At 37.2% G+C, this 12,979-nt stretch carries 11 protein-coding genes; 7 read left to right on the top strand and 4 right to left on the bottom strand.

The features are described 5' to 3' along the window. From ABEB23_RS02130 to ABEB23_RS02105, 6 genes are read left to right on the top strand one after another with little or no spacing between them, the layout of a single operon-like run. On the top strand, positions 1–1,614 hold the full coding sequence (locus ABEB23_RS02130; protein ID WP_348810726.1) for a carboxylesterase/lipase family protein: 1,614 nt from the start codon (positions 1–3) through the stop codon (positions 1,612–1,614). Positions 1,615–1,651: 37 nt separating this feature from the next. Next, on the top strand, positions 1,652–2,734 hold the full coding sequence (locus ABEB23_RS02125) for an alpha/beta hydrolase (protein ID WP_348810725.1): 1,083 nt from the start codon (positions 1,652–1,654) through the stop codon (positions 2,732–2,734). Between the two features lie 13 nt (positions 2,735–2,747). Beyond that, positions 2,748–3,482, top strand: coding sequence for a carboxymuconolactone decarboxylase family protein (locus tag ABEB23_RS02120; protein ID WP_348810724.1), 735 nt, complete (start codon positions 2,748–2,750; stop codon positions 3,480–3,482). Between the two features lie 25 nt (positions 3,483–3,507). Then, positions 3,508–4,569, top strand: a complete 1,062-nt coding sequence (locus ABEB23_RS02115; RefSeq protein ID WP_348810723.1) for an alpha/beta hydrolase — start codon at positions 3,508–3,510, stop codon at positions 4,567–4,569. An 8-nt stretch (positions 4,570–4,577) separates the two neighbouring features. Further along, positions 4,578–5,066, top strand: coding sequence for a cyclophilin-like fold protein (locus tag ABEB23_RS02110; protein WP_348810722.1), 489 nt, complete (start codon positions 4,578–4,580; stop codon positions 5,064–5,066). A gap of 33 nt (positions 5,067–5,099) precedes the next feature. Continuing rightward, positions 5,100–5,600, top strand: a complete 501-nt coding sequence (locus tag ABEB23_RS02105; protein ID WP_348810721.1) for a cupin domain-containing protein — start codon at positions 5,100–5,102, stop codon at positions 5,598–5,600. A 238-nt stretch (positions 5,601–5,838) separates the two neighbouring features. Here ABEB23_RS02105 and ABEB23_RS02100 read toward each other — a convergent pair whose 3' ends face one another. From ABEB23_RS02100 to ABEB23_RS02085, 4 genes are all read right to left on the bottom strand, one after another. Then, positions 5,839–7,269 (bottom strand): TolC family protein, encoded by a 1,431-nt coding sequence (locus ABEB23_RS02100; protein WP_348810720.1) that lies wholly within the window; start codon positions 7,267–7,269, stop codon positions 5,839–5,841. Further along, positions 7,262–10,426 carry an efflux RND transporter permease subunit gene (locus ABEB23_RS02095; RefSeq protein WP_348810719.1) on the bottom strand — a complete coding sequence of 1,055 codons (3,165 nt, stop codon included), beginning with the start codon at positions 10,424–10,426 and terminating at the stop codon, positions 7,262–7,264. The genes ABEB23_RS02100 and ABEB23_RS02095 overlap by 8 nt, the downstream gene beginning before the upstream one ends. A 29-nt stretch (positions 10,427–10,455) precedes the next feature. Beyond that, the gene (locus ABEB23_RS02090; RefSeq protein ID WP_348810718.1) at positions 10,456–11,538 is read right to left on the bottom strand and encodes an efflux RND transporter periplasmic adaptor subunit; all 1,083 of its coding nucleotides are present in this window, start codon (positions 11,536–11,538) and stop codon (positions 10,456–10,458) included. Positions 11,539–11,713: 175 nt separating this feature from the next. Next, positions 11,714–12,082, bottom strand: a complete 369-nt coding sequence (locus ABEB23_RS02085) for a hypothetical protein (protein ID WP_348810717.1) — start codon at positions 12,080–12,082, stop codon at positions 11,714–11,716. Between the two features lie 261 nt (positions 12,083–12,343). On the opposite strand from ABEB23_RS02085, the gene ABEB23_RS02080 reads away from it, so the two are divergent. Continuing rightward, positions 12,344–12,847: a tetratricopeptide repeat protein gene (locus ABEB23_RS02080; protein WP_348810716.1), complete on the top strand. Its 504-nt coding sequence runs from the start codon at positions 12,344–12,346 to the stop codon at positions 12,845–12,847. Positions 12,848–12,979: the final 132 nt, after the last annotated feature.

Raw genomic sequence — 12,979 nt, 5'->3', positions numbered from 1 at the left:
ATGAAAAAAATATTGATTGCAATTACATTATTTTATTGTACTACTCAGGTAAACGCGCAACAAGCAGTTTCACAGACTCTTACAAGGGAAGTTCCTACGAATTCAGGAATTGTTCGCGGTGTAACAGAAGAAGGCATCTCTATATTCAGAGGTATCCCCTATGCGGCGCCACCAGTGGGTGTAAATCGTTGGCGACCTCCACAACCAGTGACTGCTTGGAAGGGAGTGAAAGATGTAAGTAAATTTTGTGCTGATTGTCCGCAGGCGAGTTGGCCTCGTGGTGCCGGCATGTCCCAAAATTCATCTGAAGATTGTTTGTTTCTCAATATCTGGACACCCGCTACAGCAACAAAAAAATCAAAATTGCCTGTTATGGTATGGATTCACGGAGGCGCATTTGTAGGTGGCAGTGGTGGTGGAAATGGGTTTACAGGAGCATCGTTTGCAAAGCAGGACGTTATACTCGTTTCTTTTAATTATCGTTTAGGGCGTCTTGGCTTTTTTGCATTTCCCGCTTTAAGCAAAGAAAACCCAAATGACTATAAAGGTAATTATGGCTACATGGATCAGATTGCTGCATTACAGTGGATTAAAGAAAATATCGTTGAGTTTGGAGGCGATTCCAAAAATGTAACCATTTTTGGCGAGTCTGCCGGTGGCGTGTCGGTACATTCGCTTTTGACAATACCTGCAGCAAAGGGTTTATTTAACAAAGCAATTATTGAGTCAGGAGGTGGACGTGATGGTGTACTAACAGCTCGTCCAATTGATAAAGAAAATGCAGATATTCATTATCCTGTTTCGGCTGAAACTATCGGACTTAACTTTGCCAAAAGATACAATATTGAAGGTGATAATGACGAAGCCCTCAACAAGCTAAGAGCATTAAGTGCTGCTGAAATTATTGATGGCGGAGAAGAAACTGCTGGACAGGGTGGTCCTATAACTTATCCAGGACCAATACATGACGGCCGTTTGGTAACGGAGACTGCCGAGAGTTCTTACAAGGCAGGCAGGCAACCAAATGTTCCCATTATTATTGGGTCAAATAGTGCAGAAGTACCTGCAGGCTTTGTTAACGCCAATTCAAAAGAGGAATTACTGTCATTATTTGGCAACTATAAAGAGGAGGCCATTGCAGCCTACGATTCTGATGGCAATACTGATTTTGCTAAGATGTTGACATTAGTTAATACCGATAAAGTTTGGGCGGAGCCTGCCCGTTTTACTGCTAGAGCATTTACTTCTAAATCAACACCTGTTTATTTGTATCTCTTCTCTTATGTGCCTGTTTCCATGAAAGATTGGATGCGATACGGTGCCGCTCATGCCTCTGAAATTGCTTATGTATTTGATAATCTGGCGGAACGCAATGGTGTTATTTTTACTGGGAAAGATAAAGAAGTAGGTAAAATTATGAATGCCTATTGGGTTAACTTTGCTAAAACGGGTAATCCAAATGGAAAGGGACTACCGCTTTGGCCTGTATATGATAGCACTAAAAATGAGGTTTTTGAGTTTACGCAAGATGGGTCGGCAGGTAATTTTTTCGATCATAGAAAAGCAAGACTAGATGTGATAGAAAAAACATTTGATAGCAATAAAAAAAATTAGATTGCAAACTTGAAAATATAAATTAAAATAAATGATAATGGAAAAGAAAGTAATTAGACTGTGGAGTATCCTTTGTTTGTTTTTGATGATCAATTCCTCATTTTATGCACAAAAAAGCACAAAACAAAAACCGTTACTGATTGAAGAGCAAGGAAGTTTTGCTGTTGGAGGAACTATCATTACCAATCCTGGCACATTCGACCCTTATAAACCCACTCCTGAAGGACAAACTTTTCGAGGAGACCACGCCTATGTTTTTTATCAAATTCCGGTAAATGCCCGTAAGTTTCCATTGGTGATGTGGCATGGCATAGGTCAGTTTTCTAAAACATGGGAAAGCACGCCTGACGGACGAGAAGGATACCAAAATATTTTTCTCCGTAGAAACTTTCCTGTTTATGTGATTGATCAACCAAGAAGAGGTAATGCCGGTAGAAGTACTGTAGCTGCTGCTATTAATCCAACTCCGGATGAACAGCAATGGTTCGATGTCTTCCGTGTTGGGGTATGGCCCGATTATTTTGAAGGTGTCCAATTTGCTCGAGATTCAAATACACTCAATCAGTACTTCCGCTCTATGACACCAAACATTGGTGCTATCGATACTAATGTTAATTCGGATGCGGTTTCCGCATTATTTAATAGAATAGGTCCCGCAATTTTGGTCACACATTCCCATTCTGGTGGTATGGGATGGCTCACTGCTGTGAAAAACCAAACCGTTAAAGCAATAGTGTCCTACGAACCAGGTAGTGGATTCTTATTTCCTGAAGGCGAAGTGCCATCCCCTTTAACAAGTTCGGCAGGTTCCCTAGAAGCAAGTTCGGTTCCAATGAAAGACTTTATGCAGCTGACCAAAATACCTATTATTATTTATTATGGCGATAATATTCCTGAAAGTCCTTCCAACAATCCTGGGGCAGACGGATGGAGAATACGCCTCGAAATGGCGCGTTTATGGCGAGACAAAGTCAATAAATACGGAGGGGACGTCACTGTAATTCATTTACCGGAAATAGGAGTTAAAGGCAATACGCATTTCCCTTTTTCAGACTTAAATAATATTGAGATTGCCGATCTTATGAGTAAATGGCTAAAGGAAAAGGGATTAGACAAGTAATAAAAGAATAATTATGGAGCAATTTAGAATTTTCAGTTTTAAAGTTATGGTATTAAGTTTTGCATTATTTTCTAATTATACTAAAGCACAAGATATAGAATCAACTGATACAAAATTAAGTGGGAAGGAAAAAAGTATTATTACCATTGCATCGCTTACAGCTAAAGGCGATTTAAAAAAACTAAAAACGGAGCTAAATACAGGTCTTGAAGCGGGACTTACCGTGAATGAAGTAAAAGAAGTATTGATTCACACCTATGCCTATTGCGGTTTTCCAAGAAGTATAAGAGGATTACAAACTTTTATGGAAGTGCTTAACGAACGAAAAGCAAAAGGTATTATTGATGAGCCAGGTAAAGAAGCTTCTCCAATCAGAGAGGATGGCAACAAATATCAAAGGGGTAAAAAGATTTTGGAACAACTTACCAAAACGCCTCAATCAAATGCACTTACGGGATATTCAGCTTTTGCGCCGACAATAGATACTTTTCTTAAGGAACATTTGTTTGCAGATATTTTTGAAAGAGATGTTTTAACCTACAGGCAAAGAGAATTGGTTACTATTTCCGTTATCAGTGCGATTGGTGATGCTGAACCAATGCTAAAGGGGCATTTGTCAATTTCTCTCAATGTAGGCATATCCCCTGAACAATTGAAAGAATTTATAGGCGTAATCAAACCAATCATAGGGACAAAAAAGACCAAAGCTGCAAAAGAAGTTGTAAACGAAGTGTTGAAAAGCAGATAGTCTCAATAATTTAAAAATAGAAGAAATGAAAAAATTATCAATAATAACCGCTTTAGTAATGTCAATAGCGGCTACAGATATGTCAAATGCTCAAACTACCCAAAAGGAAAAAAAGCAAAACCCATATACCTTAGTATATGATGGTGCTATTACAGAAAATGTAAAAGGAGAAGTAAACATTCATCCTGTCAGCTATAAAATTAAAGATATTACAATAGTTGCTAATGTTTACACGCCTGCTAACTTTGACTCATCAAAAAAATATCCGACATTAGTTATTGCGCATCCTAATGGGGGTGTAAAAGAACAGGTGGCAGGTTTATATGCTCAACGTTTAGCAGAACAGGGCTATATTACGATCACGGCAGATGCAGCATACCAAGGCGGTAGTGGCGGAGAGCCTCGTAATGTGGATAAACCGGCAAACCGAATTGAAGATATACACGCAATGGCCGATTTTATTTCTCAATATAAAGGTGTTGATCCAGCAAGACTTGGATTACTCGGAATTTGCGGCGGCGGAGGTTATTCTTTAAAGGCAGCCCAGTCAGATAAACGATTTAAAGCAATTGCGACATTAAGCATGTTCAATTCGGGTGTAGTAAGACGCAACGGTTTTATGAACTCACAATTTTCAACGATCCAAGAACGATTAAAACAAGCGTCAGATGCACGAGCATTAGAAGCTTCTGGAGGAGTGATACGTTATGCTGGTGACACAAAAATAACCGATGAAATGGCAGACAAAATGCCGTTTGATCTTTATCGTGAAGGTCATTATTACTATAACAGAACACATGCACACCCCAATTCCACATTCAGGTATACTATGAGTAGTCTGATGGATTTAATGACATTTGATGCCAGCACCAATATGGACCTCATAAACCAACCATTATTAATGATAGCTGGTAGTAAAGCCGATACTTTTTATATGACTGACGATGCATTTAACAAAGCTACCAATGCCAAAAACAAAGAATTATTTCTTATTAATGGAGCTACCCATATCCAAACCTATTGGAAACCCGAATATGTATTACAAGCAGTAAATAAATTGGTGAATTTTTATCAAATTAATCTTTGAAATTTAAAATGATGAAACAAAAAGCAACAGCTTGTTTAATTACTTTTTGCATAGCAGTTACGTCTTTATTTGCTTGCAATACAGCTAACAAAGGAGCACGATCATCAGACACTATTGCAATAAATGAAAATTATAAAATGGATAGCCTTCAACTGAAAATCACCGTAGGCAAAAGTGTGTTATATGCAAAGTTTACTGATAGTAAAGCAACTCAGGATTTTATTAAACAGCTACCATTAACCGTCACTATGATGGATTTGAAAGGACGGGAAAAATACTGCTCATTATCTGGAATTTCAAAAGAAGGTACCGTAAAAACAACTTTTCAGGTAGGTGACATTTCCTATTGGTTGGGAGGCGGATTAGCCATTTTCTACAATCAGGACAATAGCACAATCAAAGCTGGTCTTATAGTTTTGGCACGATTAGAAAACGGAATTGATGCGCTAAACGGATCTGATTCTGTAGTAGTAAAATTGGAAGCCATTAAAAAATAATTTAAAACAGCATTAATCAAAAAAGTAAATTTTATGAAACGTACTTTAACAATATCCTTAACTAGCATAATGATTGGACTAACATCTTGTAAAGCACAAAATAAATCAACACTTTCAACAGAAACCAAATCACAGAAATCAATCATTTTCCCCAAAGGAGAAAAAATCACCAATGCTAATTTTACAGGTACAGCTTATTTACAAATGCTGATAGCTGCTGATAGTCTTAATCCAACCTCTGTAGGAAATGTAACCTTTGAACCTGGAGCAAGAACAAAATGGCATCTTCATCCGGGCGGACAAATTTTGCTAGCAACCGATGGAGTTGGATATTATCAGGAAAAAGGGCAACCTAAAAAAGTACTTCGAAAAGGTGATGTTATAAAATGTCCACCAAACATTCAACATTGGCATGGTGCAAGTGCTGATACCTATTTTGTTCAAGTAGCAATAACAAATACCCAAAATGGTGTTCCCGTTTGGTTAGAAGCTGTAACAGATGAGGAGTATACACAAGTTCATACAAATAAATAGAAACAGAAAAACAACCAAAAATAGCTGTAAAAGCATAATAATAAAACCTTTAGAGATAATGATATCAGAAAAAAAACTTTACCATTAATGTACGATAAAAATTTTATCGGATTAAATTCAAAAGTTTGGGATTACGCAAAAACTCCTTGGTTGACAGGAATAGCAGTTTATAATTAGTCAATAAAAAAGAGCCGGTCAATATATGCCGGCTCTTTGATTTTACTCTATTTACTTATTTCTATTTCCATCCTCCTCCCAATTCTCTATACATATGAACCGAAGCATTCAGTTGCTCTTTTTTGGTGTCTATCAATTCGAGTTTTGATTCCAATGCATCTCGTTGAGTCATCAGTACTTCAAAATAATCCGCTTTGGCCGACTTGAACAAATCACCCGCAACGTCAATCGAGCGATTCATTGCCTCCACCTGTTGTGATTTCAGGTCGTAGCTTTTTTCAAGATTACTGATTTTAGAAAGCTGGCTGGATACTTCCAGATACGCATTTAGAATGGTGCGCTCATAGTTGTACAAAGCCTGAAGCTGTCGTGCATTGGCAGTACTATACTCCGCTTTGATTGCATTTCTGTTAATCAAAGGGCCGGCCACATCTCCGGCTAATGAATACAGTAGCGACTCTGGAAGTGTGAACAAGTATGACGGTTTAAAGGCATTGAATCCAATCGCTGCCGAAATATCGAGTGACGGATAAAACTCGGCACGCGCTACTTTTACATCCAGTTTTGCGGCTTCCAGTTCCAGTTCGGCTTGTTTGATATCCGGACGGTTGGCCAACAGTTGAGAAGGAATCCCTGAATTGATTACCGAAGGCATTAAATTCACGAAGTTGCTTCTGTCCCTTTTTATTTCCTGCGGATACTGCCCCAACAAGAAGTTGATTTTATTCTCCATTTCTTTTATGCTTTGAAGAATATCAAACTCCATACTTTTGGAAGCCATTACCTCAGCCTGAAATTTCTGAACGGCCAATTCGGTTGTTCTAGCCGCTTCCTTTTGAATTTTTACGATTCCCAAAGCATTTGTCTGCAATGCAATGTTCTGTCTTACAATCTCCAACTGACTGTCTAGCGCCACCAATTCGTAATAAGAATCAGCCACCTCTGCGATGAGGTTCGTAATGACAAAATTTTTACCTTCAACAGTCGATAAATATCGGCTTACTGCCGCTTTCTTGGAATTGCGCAATTTTTTCCAGATATCCACTTCCCAATTCGCATAGGCAGCTAATTTAAAATCACCCAAAGGATCTGGCATTTCCTTGCCAGGCTTAATTTCAGTTGAAGCATCTCCAGCTCCCTGACTGGTATATCTTCCCACTTTTTCAATCCCTGCTCCTGCACCAACACCAACAATTGGCAAAAGAGCACCTTTCCTCACACGAATATCGTTTTTAGCGATTTCAATTTCCTGCAAAGTAATCTGTAATTCCTGATTGTTTTTCAAGGCAGTGTCAATCAAATTTATCAGATATGGATCCTTAAAATAGGTACGCCAAGGAGTCGTAGATGTATTAGTCGTATCGGTACTCTTATCAAAAGATTCTGGAACAGCTTTCGTTTCAGCCAAAGGAACGAGAGCCGGAGCACAACTTGCCACCGCCAGACAAATGCCTAACGGGATAATATATTTATAGGATTTTATTTTATTCATTGTGATTCAAATATTCAGTAAATGGATTTTCGTCTTCATGCTTAGAAAACTTATGTTTTTCAGAAATTTTTGCAAAAATGTAATACAATCCCGGAATGATTAACACCCCACAGACAGTACCAATCAGCATTCCTCCTGCAGCTGCAGAACCTAATGTTCTGTTTCCAATTTTTCCCGGATCAGAGGCTATAGCCAAAGGAATCAAACCTGCTATAAAAGCAAAGGATGTCATTAAAATAGGGCGGAAACGCACAGCTGCTCCTTGCATTGCCGCATCGAGCACAGACACTCCCTGACTGTGTTTTTGGGCTGCAAACTCTACAATTAATACGGCATTTTTACCTAGCAAACCTATGAGCATTACAAAAGCTACCTGAGCGTAGATATTATTGGCAAGCCCAAATAATTTTAAGAATAAAAAGGCTCCAAAAATACCTGCCGGTAGGGATAAAATAACAACAAGTGGCAAAATAAAACTCTCATATTGCGCCGCAAGTACCAAATACACAAAGCCAAGACATATTAAGAATATATAAATAGCCTCGTTTCCTCTGGCAACCTCATCGGCAGAAATACCTGCCCAATCAATACCAAAACCTCTAGGAAGTGTTTTTGCCGCCACTTCTTTTACCACTTCAATGGCTGTTCCACTACTGTAACCAATAGCAGGAGCCCCACTTATTTCGGAAGCATTATACATGTTGTGTCTTGTAATTTCAGACAAACCATATACTTTTTTCATTTTCATAAAAGCAGAAAAAGGCACCATTTCGTCTCTGTCATTCTTGACATACAATTTCAAAATATCTTCCGGAAGTGCTCTATATTCTGGCGAAGCTTGCACAATTACCTTGTATTGACGGTCGTATTTAATAAAATTGGTTTCATAATTACTTCCTACAAGTGTAGATAAAGTATTCATGGCATTTTCTATACTCACGCCCTTTTGCTGTGCTAAATCATTATCGATATCGAGCATATATTGCGGAAAACTAGCACTATAAAAAGTAAACACTGAAGTTAGTTCAGGACGTTTTTTCAATTCCCGAACAAAGTCTTTACTTACGGTTTCCATCTTTTTGTAATCCCCGGAACCCGCTTTATCCAGTAATCGCAATTCAAAACCACCTGCGGCTCCATATCCTGGAACGGCTGGGGGCTGAAAATACTCTATTGTAGCTCCTGAAATATCCTTGGTTTTTTCCTCCAACTCTTTGATGATTTCTTCAACATTTTGATGACGATCCTCCCAGTTTTTTAAGTTTATCAAACAGGTTCCTGTATTGGCTCCTGTTCCTTCTGTTAGAATTTCATATCCCGCCAAAGCAGATACAGATTTTACTCCTTCTATTTTTTCGGCTACTTTTTGAAGTTTTTCAGCTATTTGATTGGTTCTTTCTAATGAAGAACCTGGAGGAGTTTGGATAATAGCATAAAACATCCCTTGATCTTCACTTGGAATAAATCCAGAAGGAAGACTGTTGTTTATAAAAAATATCCCGGTACAGAATGCTAATAAAACCCCAATGGATACCGATCTCCTATTAATGAAAGTAGTTAATACCTTTTGGTAACCTTCAGATAAATTATTAAACTTATTATTAAAGCCATCTAAAAATCGATTGACTAAATTTTTTGGTCGCTCTTTTCCGTGATTGTTTTTCAACATCAAAGCACACAATGCTGGAGTCAATGTTAAGGCTACAACACCCGAAAGAATAATTGCGGTAGCCATAGTAATCGAAAACTGACGGTAAAAAATTCCAACAGGCCCTGACATGAATGCAACAGGGATGAAAACCGCAGCCATCAAAAAAGTAATGGCTATAATAGCTCCACCTATCTCCGTCATCGCTTTCTTAGTCGCCTTTCGGGCAGAAAGATGTTCTTCTTCCATTTTGGCATGTACGGCTTCTATCACTACAATGGCATCATCAACAACAACTCCAATTGCCAAAACAAGCGCAAATAAAGTAATCAGGTTGATTGTAATTCCAAAAAGCTGCATAAAAGCAAACGTACCAATTAATGATACCGGTACTGCAATAGCAGGAATAAGGGTTGATCGCCAATCTCCCAGAAACAAGAATACTACTAAACCTACCAATATAAAAGCTTCCACCAACGTATGAATTACTTTTTCGATTGAAGCATCCAGGAATTTAGATACGTCATAACTAATTTCGTAATCCATTCCTTTTGGAAATGATTTTTTTAATTCTTCCAACTTTGCTTTAACATCTTTAATTACCTGACTGGCATTACTACCATAGGATTGTTTAATCGTAATAGCTGCAGATGGTTTTCCGTCGATACTCGAATAAATGTCATACATGGAGCTTCCAAATTCAACATCGGCAACATCCTTCAATCGAAGTAATTCTCCATTGGCATTAGATCGTACCACTATATTTTCGTACCCCTCTTTGGTAGTGTATCTTCCTTTGTATTTTAATACATATTCAAATGCCTGAGATCTTTTACCTGAACTTTCTCCTGTTTTACCTGGTGAAGCTTCCAAACTCTGGTTGCTTAATGATTCCATGATTTCTTCAGCAGATATTTTGTACGCCAACATTCGATCAGGTTTCAACCAAATTCGCATCGCATAATCACGATTTCCTAAAATATCAGCAAAACCTACTCCGTTTACACGTTTTAAGTCGGAAAGGATATTAATATCGGCATAATTGTAAAGAAACTTTTGATCTGAATTTTTGTCTGTACTAAATAAGTTAACATACAAAAGCATGTTAGGCTCTTCACGCGTTATTTTCAAACCTTCTCTCACTACTAATGGCGGTAATTTATTAATTACAGAAGCTACACGATTTTGTATATTAATAGCCGCTTGGTTAGGATCGGTACCCAGATTAAATACTACTTGAATAGATGCTTCCCCATCATTTCCAGCATCAGATGTAATGTATTTCATTCCAGGTACTCCATTGATAGCCCTTTCGATAGGAATAACCACCGCTTTAACCATCAATTCACCATTAGCACCCGGATAATCTGCCGTGATGTTTACTTTTGGCGGCGAAATAGAGGGAAATTGTGTTACTGGCAAACTAGTCATTGCCAATACCCCTAAAAAGACAATTACTAGCGATATTACAATCGATAGTACTGGTCTTTGTATAAATTTATTAAACATATTTTATATCTTTTAAATGATTCAAATGACTACTCTGCTTTTAATCTCAAGTGTGATAATACTTCTTTAGGATTTAGATAATCATATTTAATTTTATCATTATCATTAGCTTTTTGAATACCATCCAGCAATATTTTATCATCAGCAGTTATTCCTGTATTTACTACGTATAAATCGGGCATTTCGCCTTTTATAGTAATCTCTCTTGATTTAATTACATTTTTTTGATCTACTACAAATACAAATTTTTTGTCTTGTATTTCATAAGTAGCTTTTTGCGGAATAATTAAAGCGTTTCTAACAGGGACAATCATCAATATCTTACCTGTTTCGCCATTTTTCAATAATTTATCAGAGTTTGGAAAACTTGCTCTAAAAGCAATATTTCCTGTCTCGTTATCAAATTCACTTTCGATAACTTCTACTTTCCCTTTGTATTTTAATGGTTCACCATTGGCTAAAAGTAAACTTACGGCACTACTGCCTCTGCCATTTTTATTGGTTTGATACTCCAGGTATTCTGGTTCTGAAACATTAAAATATGCAAACATTTTACTGTTATCTGAAAGACTGGTCAATAATTCACCTTCATCGATAAGACTTCCCAGTTTTTCTGGAATGCGGTCAATGGTACCATCAAAAGGAGCCCTGATCTCGGTAAATGATAAATGAAGTTTCGCTAAAGCCACTTCGGCTCTTGCCTGTTCTAATTTAGCCTGAGCTATGGCTTGTTCATTTTTCGAAACTATATTTTTATCTGCCAAAGTTTTAGCATTTTGCAGTTCTATTTCAGCTGCTTTTTCTTCAGCTTTCGCTTTCAGTAATTCAGCCTCATACATTTTTGGCATGATTCTAAACAGCACTTGACCGGCTTTTACAAACTGACCTTCATCGACATAGATATTTTGCAGAAATCCTTTTTCCTGCGCTCGGATTTCAATGTTTCTTACGGAACGGATTTGAGAAACATATTGCTTGGTAAACGATGTATCAATTTTTACAGGATTGGTAACGGTAAATTTACCGGCATCTTCTTTTTCTTCTGTTTTAGTTGTACAGCTTGTTAGGCACAACAAGGCAATCAAGCCCGTGAACATGATTATTCTTTTCATGGTATAAAATGGAAATTAAACAATTGGAATGCTTGGAATATGAAAATTCCTTTAGACGTAAAAAATCATCAGTCGCCAGGTTGAGACCTAGACTGTCATTTAGTTAAGAAGATAGAGAATATACATCCACAAGATATACAGGATCACAACTTAGGTAACCGATGTATAGGAGGTATCAAAGCCTTAAAACTCTTTGAGTAATGTAAATAGGATTAGAATATCCAAAAAAGGACGAGAAGATTTTATAACGCTTGCGGTAATAATTTAAATGAAATCTTTGGGAGATAGGTAAATACCACCTATTCAACAAGCTACCGTTTTCGCTAAAGAATTTAGCCGGAGTCCTGTCACTTACATCATCACCACAGTGGTATTCCTCATCCAGATCTAAGTCAACATCTTCAATTATGGTGTTACCCTGATCTGCAATTTTAAATTTTATTTGATGATTTTTCGCAAGATAGCTACTCGATGAGATGCAAATGCGACTCTGATGCGTCGCTGCATGAAGATAACTCCCTCCGCCAAGCAGATGGAAACACATGTACAAGAAAAATACAACTACTCTCATTTGCGGCAAAAGTAATGAAAGAATAGAAAAAAAAGAAAAAAAATTATGAGGTCCCCATGATAAAAGCAAACGAAAACGTTTTCAATTATTTACCAGCTACTTGTGTTTAATAAATTCGAATAAAATAACACATCTCTTCCGCCGCTAAGAAACAACCAAAAATTATTATTTACAATAATCTACAATTTCATCCGTTAAACCATTTAACCAAATTAACCCTATAAAATAACCTACATGAAAAAAGTATTATTTATTGTATTATTAACCCTTTCTCTAAAAGGATGGACACAAAAAACTGCAAGTGAATATTTTGACCAAGCCATTCTAAAAGCAGAAAAGGGACATACTGAAGCTGCCATTACCGATTACACCAAAGCCATCAAATTAAACCCGAAATTTGCGGAAGCCTATTTAAACAGAGCCGTAGAAAGAATAAAAGTCAACAATCTGACCGGTGCTTTAAATGATGCCAATATGACTCTTAAATTAAACTCTCTTCTGACCGATGCCTATACCACCATAGCAAACATCGACTATAAATTAAAAGATTACAATAAAACTATTAAAGATTGTGATATGGCCATAAGCGTAAATTCGAAAGATCATATTTCCTACAACCTGAGAGCTCTTTCTTACGTACATATCAATGATAAGAAAAAAGCATGTTCAGATTTCACCAAAGCAATAGAATTAGGTAGTTCAAGCGCTTTTCAAAACAGAAAAACGTTTTGTAAATAACTCGGTTTCTTTCAATCCAATCTTAAACAAAGCGTCAGAATAGTGATATTCTGGCGCTTTTTTATTTGACCTTAAACTACTGTAAATAGAAATTCAAGCCGAACTTTACACTAAAAATCTTCATCAAAAATA

Source organism: Flavobacterium maritimum, assembly GCF_040049085.1.
GTDB lineage: Bacteria > Bacteroidota > Bacteroidia > Flavobacteriales > Flavobacteriaceae > Flavobacterium > Flavobacterium maritimum.
This window is presented reverse-complemented; position numbering and strand designations above follow the sequence as displayed.